The 19,280-nt window shown below is 45.2% G+C and carries 21 protein-coding genes and 3 tRNA genes; 16 read left to right on the forward strand and 8 right to left on the reverse strand.

Going from position 1 to position 19,280, the window contains the following annotated elements; all coding sequences use genetic code 11:
- The first annotated feature begins 41 nt into the window (after positions 1 to 41).
- The 11 genes from ACJJIJ_RS07160 to ACJJIJ_RS07210 all read left to right on the forward strand — a co-directional run bounded on the left by ACJJIJ_RS07160 (position 42) and on the right by ACJJIJ_RS07210 (position 8,156).
- The gene (locus ACJJIJ_RS07160; protein WP_444939083.1) at positions 42 to 1,190 is read left to right on the forward strand and encodes an AlbA family DNA-binding domain-containing protein; all 1,149 of its coding nucleotides are present in this window, start codon (positions 42 to 44) and stop codon (positions 1,188 to 1,190) included.
- 45 nt (positions 1,191 to 1,235) lie between these two features.
- Entirely contained in the window at positions 1,236 to 1,832 is a 597-nt protein-coding gene (locus ACJJIJ_RS07165; protein WP_444939084.1) for a hypothetical protein, read from the forward strand.
- A gap of 354 nt (positions 1,833 to 2,186) precedes the next feature.
- A complete protein-coding gene (locus ACJJIJ_RS07170; RefSeq protein ID WP_444939085.1) occupies positions 2,187 to 2,327 on the forward strand; it encodes a hypothetical protein in 141 nt (46 codons plus the stop codon).
- Positions 2,328 to 2,825: 498 nt separating this feature from the next.
- On the forward strand, positions 2,826 to 3,167 hold the full coding sequence (locus tag ACJJIJ_RS07175) for a hypothetical protein (RefSeq protein ID WP_444939086.1): 342 nt from the start codon (positions 2,826 to 2,828) through the stop codon (positions 3,165 to 3,167).
- A 274-nt stretch (positions 3,168 to 3,441) separates the two neighbouring features.
- The gene (locus ACJJIJ_RS07180) at positions 3,442 to 3,996 is read left to right on the forward strand and encodes a hypothetical protein (RefSeq protein ID WP_444939087.1); all 555 of its coding nucleotides are present in this window, start codon (positions 3,442 to 3,444) and stop codon (positions 3,994 to 3,996) included.
- Positions 3,997 to 3,998: 2 nt separating this feature from the next.
- Positions 3,999 to 4,190 carry a hypothetical protein gene (locus ACJJIJ_RS07185; RefSeq protein ID WP_444939088.1) on the forward strand — a complete coding sequence of 64 codons (192 nt, stop codon included), beginning with the start codon at positions 3,999 to 4,001 and terminating at the stop codon, positions 4,188 to 4,190.
- Positions 4,191 to 4,234: 44 nt separating this feature from the next.
- The gene (locus ACJJIJ_RS07190; protein ID WP_444939089.1) at positions 4,235 to 5,173 is read left to right on the forward strand and encodes a hypothetical protein; all 939 of its coding nucleotides are present in this window, start codon (positions 4,235 to 4,237) and stop codon (positions 5,171 to 5,173) included.
- Between the two features lie 2 nt (positions 5,174 to 5,175).
- Positions 5,176 to 5,616 (forward strand): hypothetical protein, encoded by a 441-nt coding sequence (locus tag ACJJIJ_RS07195; RefSeq protein WP_444939090.1) that lies wholly within the window; start codon positions 5,176 to 5,178, stop codon positions 5,614 to 5,616.
- A gap of 464 nt (positions 5,617 to 6,080) precedes the next feature.
- A complete protein-coding gene (locus ACJJIJ_RS07200; protein WP_444939091.1) occupies positions 6,081 to 6,635 on the forward strand; it encodes an antirestriction protein ArdA in 555 nt (184 codons plus the stop codon).
- Between the two features lie 54 nt (positions 6,636 to 6,689).
- Positions 6,690 to 6,935 carry a hypothetical protein gene (locus tag ACJJIJ_RS07205; protein ID WP_444939092.1) on the forward strand — a complete coding sequence of 82 codons (246 nt, stop codon included), beginning with the start codon at positions 6,690 to 6,692 and terminating at the stop codon, positions 6,933 to 6,935.
- Between the two features lie 342 nt (positions 6,936 to 7,277).
- Positions 7,278 to 8,156: a hypothetical protein gene (locus ACJJIJ_RS07210; RefSeq protein ID WP_444939093.1), complete on the forward strand. Its 879-nt coding sequence runs from the start codon at positions 7,278 to 7,280 to the stop codon at positions 8,154 to 8,156.
- Here ACJJIJ_RS07210 and ACJJIJ_RS07215 read toward each other — a convergent pair.
- A complete protein-coding gene (locus tag ACJJIJ_RS07215; protein ID WP_444939094.1) occupies positions 8,125 to 8,595 on the reverse strand; it encodes a helix-turn-helix domain-containing protein in 471 nt (156 codons plus the stop codon). The two genes, ACJJIJ_RS07210 and ACJJIJ_RS07215, sit on opposite strands and share 32 nt — an antisense overlap.
- Positions 8,596 to 8,745: 150 nt before the next feature.
- On the opposite strand from ACJJIJ_RS07215, the gene ACJJIJ_RS07220 reads away from it, so the two are divergent.
- The 3 genes from ACJJIJ_RS07220 to ACJJIJ_RS07230 all read left to right on the forward strand — a co-directional run bounded on the left by ACJJIJ_RS07220 (position 8,746) and on the right by ACJJIJ_RS07230 (position 10,731).
- The gene (locus ACJJIJ_RS07220; RefSeq protein ID WP_444939095.1) at positions 8,746 to 9,036 is read left to right on the forward strand and encodes a hypothetical protein; all 291 of its coding nucleotides are present in this window, start codon (positions 8,746 to 8,748) and stop codon (positions 9,034 to 9,036) included.
- A gap of 108 nt (positions 9,037 to 9,144) precedes the next feature.
- The gene (locus ACJJIJ_RS07225) at positions 9,145 to 9,501 is read left to right on the forward strand and encodes a hypothetical protein (RefSeq protein WP_444939096.1); all 357 of its coding nucleotides are present in this window, start codon (positions 9,145 to 9,147) and stop codon (positions 9,499 to 9,501) included.
- A gap of 72 nt (positions 9,502 to 9,573) precedes the next feature.
- Positions 9,574 to 10,731, forward strand: a complete 1,158-nt coding sequence (locus ACJJIJ_RS07230) for a tyrosine-type recombinase/integrase (protein ID WP_444939097.1) — start codon at positions 9,574 to 9,576, stop codon at positions 10,729 to 10,731.
- Here the strand turns inward: ACJJIJ_RS07230 and ACJJIJ_RS07235 are convergent.
- From ACJJIJ_RS07235 to ACJJIJ_RS07260, 6 genes are all read right to left on the reverse strand, one after another.
- Positions 10,694 to 10,781 (reverse strand) — tRNA-Leu (locus ACJJIJ_RS07235). The genes ACJJIJ_RS07230 and ACJJIJ_RS07235 overlap by 38 nt on opposite strands.
- A gap of 222 nt (positions 10,782 to 11,003) precedes the next feature.
- Positions 11,004 to 11,077 (reverse strand) — tRNA-Cys (locus tag ACJJIJ_RS07240).
- Positions 11,078 to 11,500: 423 nt separating this feature from the next.
- Positions 11,501 to 12,673: a hypothetical protein gene (locus tag ACJJIJ_RS07245; protein ID WP_444939098.1), complete on the reverse strand. Its 1,173-nt coding sequence runs from the start codon at positions 12,671 to 12,673 to the stop codon at positions 11,501 to 11,503.
- A gap of 507 nt (positions 12,674 to 13,180) precedes the next feature.
- Positions 13,181 to 15,085, reverse strand: coding sequence for a S8 family serine peptidase (locus tag ACJJIJ_RS07250; RefSeq protein ID WP_444939099.1), 1,905 nt, complete (start codon positions 15,083 to 15,085; stop codon positions 13,181 to 13,183).
- A gap of 86 nt (positions 15,086 to 15,171) precedes the next feature.
- Entirely contained in the window at positions 15,172 to 15,405 is a 234-nt protein-coding gene (locus tag ACJJIJ_RS07255) for a hypothetical protein (RefSeq protein ID WP_444939100.1), read from the reverse strand.
- 93 nt (positions 15,406 to 15,498) lie between these two features.
- On the reverse strand, positions 15,499 to 16,320 hold the full coding sequence (locus ACJJIJ_RS07260; protein ID WP_252085832.1) for a hypothetical protein: 822 nt from the start codon (positions 16,318 to 16,320) through the stop codon (positions 15,499 to 15,501).
- 798 nt (positions 16,321 to 17,118) lie between these two features.
- Between ACJJIJ_RS07260 and ACJJIJ_RS07265 the strand changes: the two genes are divergently transcribed.
- Together ACJJIJ_RS07265 and ACJJIJ_RS07270 are read left to right on the forward strand one after the other, a co-directional pair.
- Positions 17,119 to 17,256: a hypothetical protein gene (locus ACJJIJ_RS07265; protein ID WP_444939101.1), complete on the forward strand. Its 138-nt coding sequence runs from the start codon at positions 17,119 to 17,121 to the stop codon at positions 17,254 to 17,256.
- A 242-nt stretch (positions 17,257 to 17,498) separates the two neighbouring features.
- Positions 17,499 to 17,575, forward strand: a tRNA-Pro gene (locus tag ACJJIJ_RS07270).
- 498 nt (positions 17,576 to 18,073) lie between these two features.
- On the opposite strand, the gene ACJJIJ_RS07275 is transcribed toward ACJJIJ_RS07270, so the two are convergent.
- The gene (locus ACJJIJ_RS07275; RefSeq protein ID WP_252085833.1) at positions 18,074 to 18,922 is read right to left on the reverse strand and encodes an acyl-CoA thioesterase; all 849 of its coding nucleotides are present in this window, start codon (positions 18,920 to 18,922) and stop codon (positions 18,074 to 18,076) included.
- Positions 18,923 to 19,280: the final 358 nt, after the last annotated feature.

The raw sequence follows: 19,280 nt of genomic DNA on the forward strand, positions 1-19,280 counted from the left end.
TTAATTACTTTAGATATTTCTAGTTAGTGTTGTAGGGTAATATGCAAGAATTAGTTGAAAGCTTAATTTCTAAGCAATGCGAGGGTGTGTGGTGGGATTTTAAACAAAAATTCCCCTCTGAGCTTATTGATATGCTGCATGACATTACTTGTTTAGCAAACGTAATTCATGATGGCGACCGCTATTTAGTTTATGGCGTAACAGATGATTATGAGGTGGTAGGATTGAATGAAGGCGATAATCATCACACGCAAGCGGATGTAATTAATTATCTTCGTCAGCAACCTTATGCCGAGAATTGCGAACCTCAAATTAGCCTTACTGATGTCGAGTACGAGGGAAAGGCAATAGCTATTCTTACTGTAAAGAATATGCGATTAAAACCCTACTATTTCACTAAGGACATACGGAAGGGTAAGCACTTTCTGAGGGCAGGTGCAATCTATTCAAGAGTAGGAGATACCAATACACCTAAAGACTCTTGTGCTAACCCTAAAGATGCTGAAGCAATGTGGCATGAAAGGTTTGGACTAGGTCTGAGGCCTGATGAGCGCTTTTCAGTGATCTTAGAGGACACGGAGAACTGGAAGTATAATGGTATTGATGGTGCATACTATATCCTTGACCCAGATTATAGAATTGAGATAGGTGAGAAAGAATCTACTAAGGGCAACTACTGGTGGCAGTTTGAACTGGTCGAGAAGCCAGTTATGTTCACTTACTTGCTAAAATTTAAAGATACTACATTGCATGAATTTCCGGGAGTAAGATTTCAGAATGAACAATTATGCATCCCTTTTCCTGATATTAAGTTTATTATTCAACCAGAACACAAGCCTCCTTTGGAGAGAAGTTTTTATTGTGACTTATTTTATTATGAAAAAGGCACCTTAAAGTATTCGTTATATTCACACTTGCGAAAGATGGAGTCTGATGCGCCACGCCTTGCCCCTCCAATAAGAAGTCAAATTAGAAGATCGATAATATCATTGCCATTTTTCATTGCTGATGATCAAGGTGAGGTAGATTTTCTTTGCAAGAAGCTTGCAGAGGCTTATGATGAATTTACTTCTAATTTTCATTCAATTATCGCTGACAGTATATATCAAGGATCAGTATCAAGCCGAAATCAGATTGAGCGGGTTTTCTCTGAGTGGGTATTTTCTAGGATAACTGGAAAAACTATTTAGTATATTTAGGGTGTACTGAAAAATTAATTGAGGAGGGTGGAAGATATGATTATGGGTTTCTTAAAAAAATGCCTCACCATTCTTACTTACCTGGGAGGGATCGTTGCTTTGTTTGTCGGGGGATTTGAGTTGAGAGACTATTTAACAAAAGATGAGCCTGCTGAGCACTCTGTAGGTATACCCCTAACTTATCAAGAAGTTGTGGAATTTAGAGCTTTCCTTGATAAAAACTCAGGTAAGAAAGTTAGGCTGAATTCCGAAATTGTCTTTGACTCAGCGCTACAGATTAGCAAACTTATCCATGAAGTATGTGATTACAGCGATTTTTTAGATGCTGTTATGAATAGCCCAAATGATGTAAGTAATATAGATTTAGGGATTGTTAAGTTTCACGATGATTTTGAGGCTCCACTAGAAAATAACGCCCCCGAGGGAAGTATAGGGCAGCATTATATTAGGGGTGGTACTTATCGTGGTATATCTTGCTTTGATAAGATAAGAATAAAAGTTAAAGACCCTAGCCAGCTAAGGTTAGGCTTCGGCGGTACTAATACTATGTCTCTCCCTATCTATGGAGAGTTTTTGATTGAAAAGAGATACTTCGCCGGTCCGAGTACGGAATACACATTAAGAGAACTTTAGGACCTGAGAGTGTTTTCCCATACCTACTGAAACAGGCACCTAAATCCGCCTAAAGTATTAGGTGTCTATTCTCACGCCAATTCCATTCCTTCCACTCCCTCTCCAAATGCTCTGAAACCCGCATGGTTACTGGGCCTGGAGTTTTGTTGCCCTAAGGCAATATTTTTTTTCTTTTCGCCGGTTCGCCGGGGTTTTGTTTTTTAAGGTTATAGGGGCACTTTAAAGGGCTTTTAAATGCTTATAAGGGTCTTTAAGTAACCACCACTACCAACAACCTAAAGAAAGAATATTAAAAGCTCTGAAGGGGTATCCCTGGAAGGGAGAGTTTTCTTATGAACTAAAAAGGTAATTCTAATGCTGATACTGTCTCATATTGGTTGTGTGGTGCTGGGTATTCTACTTGAGTATGGAGCGAGTAAGTTAGGCTTAAGTAAATCCAGCAGCAACCAGTACGACACTGCTACTGACTTGGAGGGCTTTAACGATGGTCCCTAGTCAGGAAGAGTTGGAGAAGATGCACAACGGCTTGATGGGGGCCACCATATCGGATTCATGGCTATACATGAGGAAGATAATTTCCATCATTAAAACCTCTCCAATCCCTCATAGTGATTACATTGTGGACGCTAAGGTTCACATGTTAATGCCCGGCCAATATCCCTGCATACCGAACTGGCACTTTGACCATGTACCTCGCAATGAGGCTGGCCAAATGGTCTTAGAAGACCGCGATTCGACACAGAAGATGTTTCTTTGGCTGTCTGGTCCGCCTTTTACGGAGTTTGCAGATGGACGGGAAGTAAGAGCAGGGGAATGGACTGAATTTACTCAGTTTGACAGTCATCGCGGAGTGAAAAGTGAAGAGCACCAATGGAGGCTGCTTATCCGCTTAACTCCCGCCTCAATCCATCCGCACATCAGGCACGGCGAGAAATGTCTTAGAAGGCACTCGCAAGTGTACCTGGACGCTGACAATTTCAAATGGTGATACCAATGCCGAATATACAGACCGTAACACATCAAGAACCTGTCAATCAGGATGCTAATCCCCTTCTGGTTGAGTCATCAACCGAGCCTGAATTAAAAACTTTAAGAGAGATTCTGAAGCCGTATGACTTTGAGGATTATCAGTTCCTGGCAAAAGATAGCGACCTCAATTGGCATAAGTACAAAACTGAGCCGACTTACCGCTCCAAAGGAGATGGCTGGGATGGTGACTGGGACTTCCTTTGTGATGACGATGAAGATGCTGTTGTGGCTAAGCTCCCGCAGGGCCTTCGCGATAAGGCGCCTAAGGACAGTCTGGTTTCTCTTGATTCAGAGTGGGAGGTTTGAAAGCGGCCAGGAGCGATTTAAAACACCCTTTCAGGTCTACTAAGGCAATCCTGCTAAGGCATGCTTAATCACGCTGAGAGAGGCTGGTAGACGGCCTCAACAGCAATTTCCTTGAGCGTTATTACCTAGAGATGTAGGTCGTTGTATTTATGCGTGGTAAACTGATTGCCGACTAAATTTTAATCTACTTTAGTTGGATAAGAGTCAGGACATACAACGGTCTCAGTAAATCACTATTGAGGACCGCTCAAGGAAATTGCGATAAGGGAATGCAATGCAGGCAACTCATTTAGATGCTGAGAGGCGTTATGAACTTTACAGGTCTGAATCTAGGCAATATGCCCAGGCCGCACTTCCTCAAAAGTATAAAGGTGCTGTTAGCCTGAAAGGCATTGATCCTCGCTCCCTTGCCAGAGCAAAGGCTTGGGAGGCAAGTGAGAGACGTGAAGTAGACTGGAATTGGACCAAAGGCTACGAGGTCTACAGCCTCCGTTACCCTAAGCGCTTTGAGCTTGCCATCTGGAAAGAGGACATTCTATGTGGTCTGTCTATAGGTAGACCTTCTTACAATGGCTCACGTCTCCGCTTGGATTTCACCGAGCGGGCGCCTGATAACTGCCCGTTGAGAGGGCAGGTGATGCAGATTAATTTACTTGCTGCGGAGTCTTACGCGCTGCGAATTGGTGTTGATGAGATGCGGATAATGCACCCATCTAACCAAGAGCTTGTAAATTACTACGCTCGCCATGGCTATAAGTATGTTAAGGGCACCATGGATTTTGATGATGCTCATGAACGCAATCCCCACTATCTCTACAAGAGGCTTTAATCATGGTTTCAGCTGAGAAGTCTCACACAGAGAAAATGAAAGACCTCCAAGACAAGCTTAAAAAACGGTCTGAAGAAATTTTTAAGAATGGTCCTGACTTTGATGAGCCTCAATATACAGGTGATCCATCTAAGGTTTTTGATGAAGACGATAAACCTAGCGATAAGGATCACCGGCCTAAAAAGACCTCTTGAACTTTAGTGTAAAAGTGATTCAAGTAAGACTATAGGAGGTTAGAATGAATATAGCGTTTGGTGTGAATGAGTCGGGGATGGTAGAAGAAGGCTCTATTGATGAGCTTAGAAAGTACGTTGATTTTGTTTATAGATACGAAACTGAGAGCCATGAAGTTTGCCATACCGAATTACTGAGAGCTGTAAATAATTATCTAGCAAAGTTAAAGATACATAATGAGTGGCAAGATTCAGGTTCTTTAGACCGGACAGATTTTAGGTATCAAACCTTTGGTCGTATAGAAGCTCATGTGGTTGCTTATCACCTTTCTGTAACTTCAACAAAGAATGACCTTGTAAATTTAGTGAATGAGTGCCTTTCCCTTGGATTTAATCATGGTCCAACAGTTGAGTTGGTGGGTGGGGCGAGGGAAGTAAATCTTAGGTCATCCTTCTGCGATAGATTCTTCTATACAGTTGAGTACTTTATCCAACAAATGAATACACATTTTTCTTTTGTTACTGATACCTCAGCAAAAAGTAAGCAACATTACTTTCAGAAGATGTTGGAGTTTTTTGAGATGGGTGATGAGGTTGTCAGTACAAAATATCTAGTTGATAAATTTGTCGCTAGCTATCCGGTGGATGATTCAAGCCTTATTAAAGAGATGAAGGCTAAACTAGAGGATAAGTCAGTTCCTCTTGGAAAGCTTTACGAGTACGCAGCAGCATTAAGAAACTGTCTCCATAACAATGGTTACTCAAATAAAACTCTAAATAATTTAGATATAGGGCTGGCCCAATTTAAGGGCATCAAGCAGGGAGAGTATATAACATGCCAGTCAACTTTCCATGTTCTAATGATGTCCATGGCATTAACTGAGATTTTGCAACAGATAACTCAGAGATCAATAGATCTTTTTCCAGGGAAACTATTACAAGACCCGTTCACAATGAAATTAAAGGGAATTTTAGAAACCAAGGCAAGTACATCAAGTTCTTAGTTATGAAAAAGTGCATCACAATAGCATTTTTTATTTCTTCTACTGCTTCATCTGCCTCTACAAGTACCTTCTCTGAAAAGGAGCTTCAGCATTACGTCTGCCATGAGTATCTAAAGCTCCCCGAAAGCGCGATTGAGGTTCGCTTAGGGGACGGTACAAGAGCTGATTGCGTAGGTGATGATTACGTGGTTGAAGTTGAGTTTGCCCGGAAGTGGAAAGACTCAATAGGGCAGGTGATGCACTACTCTAATCAGACTCGCAAGAAGCCTGTTGTCTACTTACTGATGACTTCTCCCAAGGATATGCGGTACTACCATCAGATGCTTGAGACATTGACAGCCCAGGAGCTGAAGTTTCCTATCAATGTTCAGCCAGTATCTTTCTATGAGGCTGATAAAGCCATTCAGAAGAAACTTGAGAAGTATGTTGAAGGGCACTTCTGAGCACCCGGATATTTTATTGAAAAAATCTGAGTGGGTAGATTGATAATTAGGACCGTGCATTACCCCCCATGGGGGCCTTCCTGGCCGCTACCTGTACCGAAAGTCTGTACCAATGACTCTAACTTGTTGATTTATAAGGGTTTTCAAGAGATATAGAATCTTCTTTCACCCTGATTTAACTGTTATTTTGGCCAATATGACTAGATTTATCCTTATTCGTGGCCAGAATGTCCTTTCATTTCTAATTCATCTGTAACGCGGCTCACCACACACCCCCAAACCCTTTGCACTCCTTCCTAGTCCCTCACCAGCTCCTCACAAGCGCACTTTGTCCGCGCCCTCCCTTCCTAATGCTTTCCAACCAATCACAAACACTTAAAAATAATTCACAAGTATCGCTTGACAGACCTACTAAGTGCGACCTAGGATTGCCACATCAACAGACAACAACAGAGATTCACAACATGGCTAACATCACTTTTTACGAGTTGAGCACATACAACAACGGCCTATTACTGGATTTTGAAATTGATTTGGATGACCTCAGCAGTGAGGAAGAGTTGTTGGAGGCCGTGCAAGAGAAGCTAAAAGAGCTTAAGGAAAAAGCACTTGCCGGGGAGTATCCGAATATCGCTGCGCTTGAGGTTAAGGCCGGTTATTACACCTTTGAGGAGTACCGGGTAGCTGACTCCGAGGATGTGCCTGATAAGTATGTAGGTGAATATTCCTTAGACTCTGAGTATTGGGAATACAAGGAGATAGCAGAAGAGCACGGCGCGGAAGTTGTGAACGCTGCTTTATCTATTGGCTATGCGCTTGAAAGCATAGGGGACCATTACAGGGGACACGTTGAGCCGCAGAATGATGATGATGGAACACTGGGCGAATGGGCTTATCAGAATGACCACCTGGGTGAAATCCCTAGCCACTTGGCTAGTTACATTGATTGGGATTCCGTAGGCCGTGACCTGAATTGCAGTGGCTGGCATGTAATGAACGGACATATTTTTAGTGTCTAACAGGTCTACTAAGTGCGGCTTCATGTTTAATTGAGAATCTTTTAGGGGATTGTAATGGCTAGTTTTGATGCGGTTTTAAGGGGCTTTGAAAAGTCTGCGCGGGATAGTGCAAAAGTTGAGGTTAACTATAGGCTTCCCACTGTGTCTATTACTGATGGTGCGGGTGGTGTGGTCTTTCTACAGGGTGCTGATGCTGAGTCATTTGTTGATGATGTGCGTGACCTTGAAGAGGATTATCAGGATGAGACTAGAGAGGCTTGTGAGTATGTCTTTGCCTATCCCTATCTTGATCTTCTATAGGTCTACTAAGTGCGACTTAAGGGCCGCTTAAGTGCGGCTTTGAATCCCCTTTTTGAGGGCTTACCCATGGTTATTCGCCGTTGTGGTTCCTTGTTCACTGTTACTTATCGCGGGCTTTGGGCGCTCTCTCCTGTGCTGTCTGACGCTCTCGCTTGTATTTGGTTGGAGGTGTTGCGTGATAGTTAGTTATCTAGTGCCCGCACTAGTCCTGCTTTTCATGGTCTGGCAAGCGGTTGTCAATTGGCAGGAAGTGGCGCCGCTATTCTGGATTGTTGTTGCTGGGCTTGTCGTTTTTGGCTGCTTTATTGGGCTGTCTTCAATACTCACAGGGAGGATTTAAGAATGCGCTTTCTAGGGCTTGTCCTGGCTGTTGTGAGCGCTGTTTGCACGGCTCATTGGTTGGGTTCTATCTCGGTTCCTTTTGGTGTTGTTGCGGTGTTGTTTTCTGTTGTTACTGCGATTGCACTAGAAGCAGCTAAGAACCTATTAGCTGTGCGCTCCGTGAGGTATTGGCAAGAGCGTGAATATTGGCGCTTCGGTGTTGTTCTCTGTTGTGTGTCTGCCTTGGCTGTTGTCTCTGTTTTCGCCACTGTCCAATACATACAAGGCGCTTACAGTGACCAGACTAGCTCGCTCTTGAAACAACACGCCCAGCAACAGCTAGAGCAGCAGCGGCAGGCCCTGGCAGGTAGTGCGCGGCTCATAGAGTTGGACAGGGTGAGTAAGGCTAAGAAGCAGCGAGGCGAGGAGTTACCAGACCTTAATGACAGTATTGAAAAGACCCTCCAGAAGCTTGATGGCGTAAAGGATAGGCCCGCTTTCCTCGTGCAGGTTTCAATCTTAGTGGGTGTGTTGTTGGATGTTGTGGCGCTGTTGATGCTGGTGCTGGACGCTGCTGACAGGCTACCAAAACGTGATAGTGAATTCCTCAAGGATAGGCCCACCAACACACCAGTAGAGCTTACAACAACCCCACAACTTGGCCCTGATGAGCGTTGCCTAGGCATCCTAGCCGAGCGGCTTGAAGGTGGTTGGAGTCCAACAGTAAGGGGAACCATGGCGCTTTTCCAATGCCAATATGAAGAAGCTAAGGAGTTACTGGAAGCACTTGTAGAGGAAGGCAGAATAGGCCGAGAAACAAAGTCGGGTAGGGTGTTCTATACCAAGCATACAACAGCGAACAACACTGTTAAGAGTGTGTGTGGCGAGAGTTTGCGATGATGGCCTGCACATTGAACATCAGCCCGGTGGAGCTGGCTTTCAAAATACTCTTGTACTTTTTCTGACAAGGAGCAGAAACATACTCTAGGGACATTAATCCGGCGAGCGCCGACCGCTCAACAATTTCAGGATTACCTTCAGCGGCCACTCTCTGCATGGCTGCGAGAAGCTGGATAGAAGCGGTATTAATACGGCGTTCAGAAAATGGCTTACAAAATACATAGGAGGGAATGAAGTAGTCCGGGTGGACCGTGCTAAAAGCAACCAGCAAATCAAAGGAAATTTCTGTTTTTTCTCCGCCTTCAAGCTTTCCATATGTTTGTCGGCTTATGCCAATCTTCTTTGAAATTTGCTCTTGGGTTAGACCAAAGATTTTTGTACGGATCTCCCGAAGAATGCCTGGGAGGCGTTCATAATCAATTTTTAAACTACTACTCATACAACAAAATCATAATTTGCCAACATTCCTTTAACATTCTAGCCATTTTTTGTAAGGGAATAGCACTTAAGTAGTAGTTATAGTACGACTACCTGACGGAAACAGCGTAAATAACAACCTGTCTGGAGTGAGAACAAGATGTTTCTACCAATGAATAAAGGAATTACATCATTTGGTGCTTATGAGGGAACAGCAGAGCAGTCAGAAGCGCTATTCGCAAGTGAGCGTTGGTTCCCTGTAAATCAAGCAACCCCCGAAGGAAAAGAGGTAGCTGAGGACTTAGTGTCAAGCGGCTTCGCTTATGTTCATGGGCATCAGGGGGTAACGTACTTCAATGACTGTGCTGAGCTGGATGTATTGCTTGGCCTGGATGAGTACGACAAGGGGGAGGCAGAAGCAGTTGCCTCGGAATCTAATTGGTGCGCAGGTCGCATAAAATAGCCTTGCTTAGCGATTGTTGGGTGCGTATCATCCACGCAAATTTTTACTGACTGCTACCTGGGCGGTGTAACTGAGCAGATGCTCAAATCACTTAAGGAAAACCAACAAATGAGTCTCCACAACCTTTCTAGGGCAATTGAGGTAGTCGTTTCTGAAACGAACCCAAGAGTGACCGCAAGGCATGTCATCATTTTTTTGATGACAGCTGAAGCAGGTAATGAAGGACTGACTCAACAAACAATTATGGATTTTTTCGGTGATGAAATGCCGAAGGGTTCTATAAGCAAAGTTACAAAGCGCTTACAGAAGGTTGAGGGCACTGATGCCGATGGCAACATCCGCTATGGTTATGACCTCATACGTTGGGTGGATGATAGAACAGCTATTGAAGGTGCCTATGGCTATTTCATTCTCACCGAAAAGGGTAAGCAAATTTATAAGCAAGTTAAGAGACTTGTAGGGTAGGCGATTAGCGCCTTCCTTCACTTTCAGGTCGCATTTAATAGGGCTATTAAGTACGTTATGAGGAGCTACTAAATGATTGAGTTAGGGAAAGGAATCAAACGCGAGAAGCTGAAGAGTGGGCAGGTGGTTTACAAGCTCAACAAAACCTACAAAGGAGAGCGCATCAAGGCGACGTGTGATAGTGAGCAGCAGTGCCGCGAAGTCTACCTGAGGCGGGTTAACGATATTGATTCTGGTAAAGACATCGGGAAGGTGAAGGAGTCTGAAAAACAGCGTGAAAAGCTTACTATGCGTGACCTTTTCAAGCGCGCTGAGCAGCATCCTAAAGTTTGGAAACATAACTCCACCAATGTGAGCCGCAACACTACAGAGCGTTCACTGGAAATGATGGGCTGGTGGGACAAGTCACCTTTTGAGCTAACAGCTGAGGATTACTTGGACTTCATTGAGGGATGTGAAAAACAAGGCAACTCTCAGAACACCATTAATCACAAGCTAGCCTACCTCAACGGACTTTTTAAAGTTGGTGTGCTACTTCGCTTCTTCTCCGAGACTGAGGTTGTTTTCCCTGTGACGATGCAGGGCACAGTGAATGAGGATGCCTCCAAAACACGTTTCGCCTGGGATGATGAAACCGTTTCTCGCTTTGAAAAAGTAATGAAACATGTCTCACTGGATTGGCAAGCACTTTTCTTGGGGCTGCTACACACTGGAATGCGGCCTGCTGAGATGAATAGTTTAAAAATTAACAGTATTGATACTAAATCGTGGCGAGTGACATTTTTGAGGAAAAAGAAAAGAGGAAAAAAAGTAGAGACGCAGCTGCCTGTTGTCAGCCAACTCAAACCAGTGTGGGAGTCGTACATTAAAGAGCGCTTAGAAAGCGGTGCGACCGTAAATGATTCTTTTATAACGGGCTTGAGGCATGAGCGCTCAAGGGCAGATGCTTTCAGCACCATCAAAAAAATGATGGGAATTTCTGATGAGAGTGTCACCTACACGCTTCGTCACACATGCTGCACGCGCTTGATTAAACGTGGAGTAAACCTTGTCACAGTGATGAATTGGATGGGACACAGCACGATTCAAACGACTATGAATTACGTACATTTTTCACCAGAAATGTTTGACGAAGTAGATGCAAAAATTAGTGATGGTGAAGTTTTAAATGGAAATTTAGAGGGGAGGGAAGTGGTGCCCGAGGCCGGACTTGAACCGGCATGGCCATGACAGCCGAGGGATTTTAAATCCCTTGTGTATACCAATTTCACCACTCGGGCTGAGTAGCTTTCCTTATCTGCCGGGTGATTCTGTACCGAATCCTTGTACCAAAAATCTATGTCATTGATTTAGAACGACTTGTTATAGATTTTAAGTCTCCTGTGTCTACCAATTCCACCACCCGGGCAGCTCCTTTGCGAGGCGGGAGTTTAGCACTTTTGCTCTTCCCTGGATCCTCACGTTCAATGCAGTTCACAGGATTCTGCAATGAAAAGGAAAAATGGAGGCTAGGGTCGGAATCGAACCGGCGTACACGGAGTTGCAGTCCGCTGCATGACCACTCTGCCACCTAGCCTTTGTTCCACATCTTGTGTGGATGAGAACGCTGCGAATTCTATCTGATAAATCTGAAAAATCCTAGCGTTTTCTTATACTTACGTGCCCTTGGCTGCGTAAGTGGGCGCTATTCTATGGACTATCAGAGATTAGTCAAGCGTTGTTTTCAACAAATTGTAAAACTTGAGGAAAAAAGTCTGGAAAGTTCACGGATGACCTTATGGCAATAGACTTAATAACTTTTAGTACGGTTGCCAATGAAGCTATTTCCATTTGTTCTTAATTTATTGGAAGGGTTGCTGGCAATCCATTGAGGGTGTTCGATACTGTCTTTATCTGGCTAACATGTCTCCCCCCAAACGTGTTATGCAATGCCGGTAGGGCACACCAGGATGGTATTTGCCCGTAGTGTAGCAAGGATGAAATCCTCCAAGTTTCACTCCTAATGGTCTTGGCCCTGACGCTCTCCCCCCCCGTCGTCAGGGCTTTTTTTTATCTGTTGTTTGATGTCCTTAGAATTTTTCTCGGTGAGGTTTTCTAAGGCCAGTGCTTTTACGGGTCTACCAGCTGCTTGTTCTGACAGCTTTCGAAAGCGTTCCAAAGTCACTTCGCCACGGGTACTCGCGAGTGCTTTCGCAACCTCATCGATACTGGCCTTACCGTCGCTCGCTTCACGAATCTCTTTATCGAGCTCCAGCATAACTCCCGCTGCCCGCGCTGTAACCGGCCCTGAGGAGCGTTTCACCAATAGAGTGGGGGCCTTTTTTCCCCAATTAATCAGTTTATCCATTGCCTCTTGGTAGCGGTCATCACTGATGCCACCAGTTCTTCTTAAAATTTCAAGGGAGTAAAATTCTGCAAGGCCCTCCACAATCCAGTCACTCTGGTCATCTCCATGGATACCTGTTCCGACATGTACTAGCTCGTGGATCATGCTACTGGTGCGGTTTCCACTGATCAAAGGCCGATCGGCATGCATAAATAATGAGCGCGTCCCGGATAATCCCCCTCGCCACATAGGGTCATCAGCGGTAACGATCAATAAATGGCCTGGAAATAGAGGGAAGATTTTTTTAAGTTCTGGCAGGTTCCAATTGAGAAATGCAAGAATGTCCTGTCGACGGATATTTTGCCCCTTAGGGCCGGAAATTCTGGTATCTGTGTTGGCAATCAAATCCTGGCGGCTGCCGATCTTACCAACAATCATCCATCCCTTTGGTCTGACAAAACGTCGCTTTTTGTCGGATATTTGATAGAGATTTTCTTCGATTTGAGGGTAGGGCAGAGCGGAAGACCAACCTTCAGGCATCTCTAACTTCAGGCGGGTATCCGTGGCCCGTCCTCGGCTAGTAGCAGAAATTGGTGGAATTAATTTATCGCTGCGTAGAATTGCCCAGTCTTTGGTAATGCGTGAATCATAACCACCGTTTTTCCTTTGGTTATTGATAACAAAACTATAACGGAGTTTTGCCTCGTTGCCGGCGGTGTGCCATATAGCCTTTCCTTCCTTTTCTTCCAAAGGCTGCGCGCTCTTCAGGTCCTTATAACGGCCTGAAGCCAGGTTCAGGGTTAGCTTACTGGGTACGTCTTCACCGCTCAGAGCTACCTCAACCAAGGCCCTCTTACTCTCAGGGTCGATTTTTGCCGTGTATAAGAGCTCATATGCCCTAGAAACCGGTGAAAGGATAAGAACAATCAAAGACAAAGAGAGAAGTTGTTTACGCATCATTATCTGGCAGAAAATCCAACAAGTTCCAATTTGGACAATGAGCAAGCCTACAGGTGCCGACATGTCGCCATCAAGCAAATGAGTCACGGCACCTGGGTTTAATCATTCGTTCCGGTGCGTCTAGTTAGTGCATGTAGAAGCAGCTTTGACTATCAAGTCAGATTAAAGAATACACTTATAAAGGCGTTATCAATGTAAATGGTATATCTAAGCACAACCCAATATGTCACTAGAGGTTGTGTTATGTAGAAAAGCGCCGCCGAAAAATGTTGATAGGGGAAAGGGTGGTTGATTTTTATTCAAGCTGTGTATAGGGAAAATGGCCCATGTGCAAGCATTGAGGAATGACGTAGATACAGAGGCCACAGGTTCCCGTGGCCTCTGTGGATGTCTCTACCAATAACGAATGGAGCGTGGATCCATAAAGGGCATTCCATAGGCAAAGGCGAAGCCGTCTGGGAAAGTACCCATCACTGGTTGTTGGGGGGGCATTCCGCTAACCTCTGCCCCGTAATAGGCCGGGACAAACTGATGGCCGGACCAGTTTGCTCCAGCCCCCGCATACCCTTGCATTGGCGGCACGCTATATCCGGTATAAGGAGAAGCGTGTGGGCTTGTGGGCTGGGCGGCAGATACACCAACACCTTCGGTTTTTGCCATTTCTTTGGCTGACTCGAATAGAGAATCAATACCAAATAGCCTGGGAACACCGGCTCCTACTCTATCTGCCCCAAGATTCATTGGTGATGTTAGTGTTCGGATCAGTTGGAAGAGGCCGGTTGTACGCGAAATATCACGCTGTCTGAAAGTGGTTTTAAATAATGGGTGGTGGGCAAGTAGCAGGGCAGCCAGACCAGTGATATGAGGTGCTGCCATGGACGTGCCTGACTGTACATCAAATCCTTTATCTGGCACCGATGACACAATACCCACTCCCGGAGCCGCTACTGATACCTCTGGTCCATGGCAACTAAAGGTGGGTAAGAAAACACCATCTGCAGTAACGGTTGATGGAATAACGGTTTGAGCATCCCAGGAGTCTCTTGGAAATTCATTGAGCATTCCTATTGCCCCTACAGCCATAACATTGGGGGATCTTGCAGGATACTGAACAGGGCCGCCAGAATTGCCAGCGGCAACAACGCAGGCGATACCATGTTGCACGGCATCTTCAATTTGCTGCTCAACGGCTTCTGATGAATCTGTGCTCCCCAGGCTCATATTGATCACATCAATACCTATTTCAATGCAGTGAGCGATTGCATCAATCAGGCTACTAAATTGGCCGCCAGGGAAGACTTTAAATACATAAATTTCGGCTTCTGGTGCAAAGCCACGTATAGCATCAGTCCCAGAGGGTTGACCGGCAATGATACCTGCGCAATGGGTTCCATGTCCGACAATGTCTTCTGCCCAGCTTTTACTGTCGTAATTATTGGTGACATCAATGCCATTTTTTAGATGCGAGAGTATTGGATGTTGGTTATCGGCCCCCGAGTCAATGATGGCGATCTTAATACCTTTACCGGTATATTCATCGGGAAGTTGATCTAAGCCCATGTACTTTTGCCCCCAGCCATAGGGAGCGTTATTTGGAAAGCTGGGGATTGCCTCGCTTAGTGAGTGCAATTTGACCAGGTTTACTCCTGTCAGAGAAAGTGAGGGACAACGAATATATTTATTCCAGAAATCTTTAGAGGGGCGGATAAGAAGGGATTTGATCTGGGCCCCGCCACTCTGGGCGAAAATATTGATTGCCACTTCCCCTTTGTTGTTGGTTACGCCCTCTTGTGGGAAGCCCGCACTTTCTACAATTACTTGAGCATCCCGAATCGGTTCACCCTTTGAGCCGACCACTCGGAGCCGGACTTGTTGGGCCTTAGCATGATATTCACGCAAGAGACCGGGTTGCTGGGCAAAAATTGCAGTAAAGCTTGGTGCAAAATTAGCTTGCCCATAAGAAAGTAATGAATCCAGTTCAACGGCAATATTGGGAGGGGCCGTTTGGTAGAGAGTAGCGGCAGCATCAACATCCATACGCACTTTGTAGATATTTGTTGCTTCATCTGCAATTGAAAGTGTTTTTAGCTTTCTACCTGGCCTAATTTCACGAAGCACTTCACAACCGGGCTGCCTGGCAATAGTTGAAATTATATTGTGCATTGCGCCAGCGTTTAATAGCTGGACTCCCATAGACTTGGCCACTTGGCTCCGGCGGGGAGAAATAAGTAACTCGACCTTCTCTGCAACCTCGACCGAAGGTTCTCCTGCGGCCTTTTCTTGTCGGGATTCAGTCATGTTTGTGTTCCTTCGCTTTCAGTGCGGTGCTGACTTTTAGCGTGTACTTAACGTCCGAAAGTAATGAATCGAGAGGGTATTCAATATTAGCCGATTGGCTGAATAGGTCTGTCTGGATCTATGATCACTTTCCCGCCTAATTTCCTTCTTAAGTTTTCAACTGCATCTGGTGTAGCTCGTAGTGTGACATTGCTTTTGCGCAAGACGACTTCTTTCACATCTGGGCAATTTTTTGCCTCGCGTGCCAGCTCCTCCAATTCTATGACGGTAGCTAATACCTTGCGGTTAGGGACAGCCACATACTGCTCAAATTTTTTCATTATTTTTCTCTGATAACGATCAACTTAAAGAATGCCGGGGCAAGTTATATAAAACTGGTGGCGGAAAATCCGCCACCAAGAATCAGTGTTTTATTAGTGTAAATAGGATTGCTGCTGTAGGGGTGAGTTAGGCTGCTGCATGGCCTGGAATGGGTATGCCTGGCCGATACCACTTAAATTTTGCAATCCTTGATATGGAGTCTGTGGTATTACCTGAAATGGCAATGTATGGCCGATACCCGTCATTGGGTTCATCATTTGAGCAGGGAGGGTCCCCAGCTGCTCTTGAATCTGGGGAACAGGGGTAAACTGATTTAAATAGGGCTGTGTCGTTAATTGTGGAACGAACTGAGGCATGGCCTGGAATGGCAGTAGCTGACCTAGTCGCGCAACATTGTTGAGAAGTTGGCCCTGTGGGCCACCAATGTAGTTGCCAATTACCGGAGCAGCGCGGTTTATCAGTTCTCCCAGGAAACCCTGGGGCGTATATTGTGGCGCAGCCTGGAAAGGCAGCAACTGACTGAGGTTATTCACAGCATTCACAAATTGGTTTTGGGGTGCCCCCAAATAGCCCCCAAATTGTTGCGCTGCCCGGTTGATTAATTCTCCAATATACCCCTGAGGAATGAATGGCTGGGTAAGTTGAGGCTGAATTTGTGGTAATGCTTGGAAGGGAAGCAATTGACCAAGACCGCCGAGGGAATTGATCAGCTGGCCTTGAGGTCCACCAACAATACCGCCAATTAATGGCGCCGCCCGACTCACCAAATCACCCAGGAAACCTTGGGGGCTCAGTTGTGGTACAGCATGATGAGGGAATATATTGGTGAATCCTGCGACTGTGTTGATTGGAGGAATAGCGTAGTTAAGTGGCTGTCCAAAAGTCCCTTGAGCGTATGCATATGGCTGGTACATGAACGTACTCCTTGAGTAGGCCTTTATCGATATAAAAATCTATCGTCCAGGTATTTCATGGTTTCTGGGTTGAGAGTATTGAGACTTGATAAAGCCCCATTAACAATTTGACCAGCTAGAAGTAAATCAGGTGCCAATAATAGGGGGAATGCTTTAAGTGTCGGGTATCCAGCTGGCTGAGCAGAGTATAGAGAAGCTTTCGCAGTGTGCTGGAAAAGTTTAAGAATTTTTTGTGGCTAAAATCGGTTGAATATAAAGGCGTGAAAAATGTTTGTACCTTTTTAAAAATGTAACGATTTTTAGCCGATAATTCACTCAATTTTCTATAAGATGGCAGGCCGTGTAGATTCTAAACTTACATATTGTAATGTTCGGAGGAGGCGATGTATTCATCCCCGCTCAAAAATTTCAGGGTGTGACTTCAAATAGACAATCTTATTTAAATTTCGCCTAAATAATATTCATAAAGCATTTCTTCTTTTCTGAGTTGTTTTATGTGTAAGCTAAAAATTCTTCTCTATGGAATCAATGCGGGGTAGGGCGGAGGGCTTTTTTATTCTACATGTTTCACATGGATCTTTATCAATCTATTGGCTTCGCCGGGTTTAATAGCAATAGGTAGTGCTGAATGAAACTCTATGTGTGCTGTGAAAAATCTTGGTGCAGTTAAAAAGGCGTAATATCCAGGATCAAGGTAGAGGTCACCTGGTATCAGGCTACGAATAATGTGATGGCCACCCATTAACTTGGAAGGCACTTAAATAGCGGTTAAAAGAATTCACTTATAAAGCCGTTAACATGATGTTAGTTTCAAGCAAGTATCATGTATTTCTGGTCGCCAGTGTTGAGGTAAGTGGTATCTACGAAGCAGATGATGCCCTGCAATTGAAGGAGTCCATTGCTCACCAAGTGCACCGCATGCGGTATTTGCCTTAATGAAGGAGCGAAATCAGCAGGAGTACACTATTGATTGAAATATATCCAAAATAAGATTCCCGAATAGGCAAGCCGGTTATTCCAGAGTGGGCGATAACATAAAGTCAAAGATGTTCGTATAGCGGAGACATAAAGCCTTCAAAAGCCATAAAGTAAGGTGGTTGGATGCAAAATGTACGAAGATGAAATTTGCGTCGAAAATACTTGACCGATAAAAAGTGGGCGCGTAGTATTCGCGACCTCGGTGAGTAGCGCAGCCTGGTAGCGCACTTCGTTCGGGACGAAGGGGTCGGAGGTTCGAATCCTCTCTCACCGACCATTATTTAAAAAGCCCGCATGCTGCGGGCTTTTTTGTGTCTGTCAGCTTGCTTCTTTTCTCCTGAGTATTTCTAGCACCAACTTTCCACATGGTTCAAAAGCTTTATTAATAAACTCCGGTTATTGTGCTTGAGAATGGTCTGTACTTTTTCCATTTTTTGCTCTTATGGGGCAGGGGTTAAGAGGGTGCCCACATGTAGATGAAGGTATTTTCGCGAGCCCCTAAAGCGAAATGGCTCCATACTTCTCACACTTCTTAAAAATGCAGAGTGGCCTGTTACGTATCCTAAGAAGAAAACTGCCAGCTTATTTCGGCGAGATCGCCAAATTGGTAGCGATTGTCTTTGTGGATTAGAAGGGATTATTCACCCGTGGAGATCCTGAAGCTATTTATTAGATTTTCAGGTAAAAAGGTTACGCCGCTCATTCCCGGCTGGGCTATCTCTACCGATACAATGAGTGGCGCTTTCTTGTCTGGCTTTCGTTATAACCTTTCGACTTAGCTTTTAATTTGTCGAATGAGGCCTTCTTGTGCGGTAGAGGCTACCAACACGCCATCGCGGGTATAGATCTGGCCGCGGGTAAATCCACGTGCACCACCGGCAGACGGGCTATCAGTGACGTACAAAAGCCATTGATCGAGACGGAAGTTGCGATGAAACCACATGGCGTGGTCAACGCTGGCTGGCATCAGGTGTGGATCGAATAGGGAAATATCATGTGGCTGCAGAGAGGTGCCCAGTAGTCCCATATCAGAGGCATAGCAGAGTGCTGCTCGGTGCTCGATAGGGTCATCAGACATTTCGCCCTCTGCACGCAACCAGAACATACACTTGGCTTCTCGAGTTTCGGCACCAAAGTAGCTTTGTGGATCTACTGGGCGGAAGTCGATCATATAGCGGCGCTGGTCATACTGCGGGCTAACGAGGCCAGCCTCCAGAGCAAGCTCCTGAGTGTTTTTTAAGCTTTCTGGGTCAGGTATGTCCACAGCAGGCATGTCGGCCTGATGGTCGAAACCAGGCTCCTGGATCTGGAAAGAGGCCGACATGTTAAAGATCGCGCGGCCGCGCTGTTTGGCCACAACGCGGCGGGTGGTAAAACTGCCCCCGTCACGTATTGGGTCCACCTCATAGATTACCGGTAGCTCGCTTGATCCAGGGCGTAAGAAATAGGCATGTAGGGAGTGTGGCAGGCGATCCTCGACGGTACGGGCGGCGGCCATCAGGGCTTGGCCAAGCACCTGGCCCCCAAAGAGTACTTTTCGATAATTTTCGACGTGATGGCGACTGCGAAAGAGGTGGCGATCCAGCTCTTCGACGTCGAGAAGTTTGCTCAGCTTTTCCAACATGGACGACTCTACCTGTTACCTATAAGTGATAGTCGGGTTTGCCTGGGCTGGCATTGGAGGTCTGCCCAGAAGAGCGATAATAACAGTAGATGACGTAAAGGCCATTATTAGTCATTAATTTTGCATCAAGTTTCATTGGTGGCTGATGGTTCACTTAGTTGGGTGCTTTGCGTTAGCAATGTGATGTCATTCATGGCGAAAATGATGGCTAACTTGGACCTTAAATGTCGTATTAGGACAAAATTTAGGCGGGCTGCTCTCTCTTTGGGCGTATTTTCTAGGCTAATTTCCCGATTCTCTTTTCCAAGCGACTCGAATTGCCTATCATTCATGAATGAATAGTCAATTTCAGTCCCCA

Source organism: Microbulbifer mixtoriginis (SeqCode) (assembly GCF_052467945.1).

Excerpts from the sequence above, each read along its gene's own strand:
- ACJJIJ_RS07160 (WP_444939083.1), top strand. The coding sequence starts at position 42 with ATGCAAGAATTAGTTGAAAGCTTAATTTCTAAGCAATGCGAGGGTGTG.
- ACJJIJ_RS07165 (WP_444939084.1), top strand. The coding sequence starts at position 1,236 with ATGATTATGGGTTTCTTAAAAAAATGCCTCACCATTCTTACTTACCTG.
- ACJJIJ_RS07170 (WP_444939085.1), top strand. The coding sequence starts at position 2,187 with ATGCTGATACTGTCTCATATTGGTTGTGTGGTGCTGGGTATTCTACTT.
- ACJJIJ_RS07175 (WP_444939086.1), top strand. The coding sequence starts at position 2,826 with ATGCCGAATATACAGACCGTAACACATCAAGAACCTGTCAATCAGGAT.
- ACJJIJ_RS07180 (WP_444939087.1), top strand. The coding sequence starts at position 3,442 with ATGCAGGCAACTCATTTAGATGCTGAGAGGCGTTATGAACTTTACAGG.
- ACJJIJ_RS07185 (WP_444939088.1), top strand. The coding sequence starts at position 3,999 with ATGGTTTCAGCTGAGAAGTCTCACACAGAGAAAATGAAAGACCTCCAA.
- ACJJIJ_RS07190 (WP_444939089.1), top strand. The coding sequence starts at position 4,235 with ATGAATATAGCGTTTGGTGTGAATGAGTCGGGGATGGTAGAAGAAGGC.
- ACJJIJ_RS07195 (WP_444939090.1), top strand. The coding sequence starts at position 5,176 with ATGAAAAAGTGCATCACAATAGCATTTTTTATTTCTTCTACTGCTTCA.
- ACJJIJ_RS07200 (WP_444939091.1), top strand. The coding sequence starts at position 6,081 with ATGGCTAACATCACTTTTTACGAGTTGAGCACATACAACAACGGCCTA.
- ACJJIJ_RS07205 (WP_444939092.1), top strand. The coding sequence starts at position 6,690 with ATGGCTAGTTTTGATGCGGTTTTAAGGGGCTTTGAAAAGTCTGCGCGG.
- ACJJIJ_RS07210 (WP_444939093.1), top strand. The coding sequence starts at position 7,278 with ATGCGCTTTCTAGGGCTTGTCCTGGCTGTTGTGAGCGCTGTTTGCACG.
- ACJJIJ_RS07215 (WP_444939094.1), bottom strand. The coding sequence starts at position 8,595 with ATGAGTAGTAGTTTAAAAATTGATTATGAACGCCTCCCAGGCATTCTT.
- ACJJIJ_RS07220 (WP_444939095.1), top strand. The coding sequence starts at position 8,746 with ATGAATAAAGGAATTACATCATTTGGTGCTTATGAGGGAACAGCAGAG.
- ACJJIJ_RS07225 (WP_444939096.1), top strand. The coding sequence starts at position 9,145 with ATGAGTCTCCACAACCTTTCTAGGGCAATTGAGGTAGTCGTTTCTGAA.
- ACJJIJ_RS07230 (WP_444939097.1), top strand. The coding sequence starts at position 9,574 with ATGATTGAGTTAGGGAAAGGAATCAAACGCGAGAAGCTGAAGAGTGGG.
- ACJJIJ_RS07250 (WP_444939099.1), bottom strand. The coding sequence starts at position 15,085 with ATGACTGAATCCCGACAAGAAAAGGCCGCAGGAGAACCTTCGGTCGAG.
- ACJJIJ_RS07255 (WP_444939100.1), bottom strand. The coding sequence starts at position 15,405 with ATGAAAAAATTTGAGCAGTATGTGGCTGTCCCTAACCGCAAGGTATTA.
- ACJJIJ_RS07260 (WP_252085832.1), bottom strand. The coding sequence starts at position 16,320 with ATGTACCAGCCATATGCATACGCTCAAGGGACTTTTGGACAGCCACTT.
- ACJJIJ_RS07265 (WP_444939101.1), top strand. The coding sequence starts at position 17,119 with ATGATGTTAGTTTCAAGCAAGTATCATGTATTTCTGGTCGCCAGTGTT.
- ACJJIJ_RS07275 (WP_252085833.1), bottom strand. The coding sequence starts at position 18,922 with ATGTTGGAAAAGCTGAGCAAACTTCTCGACGTCGAAGAGCTGGATCGC.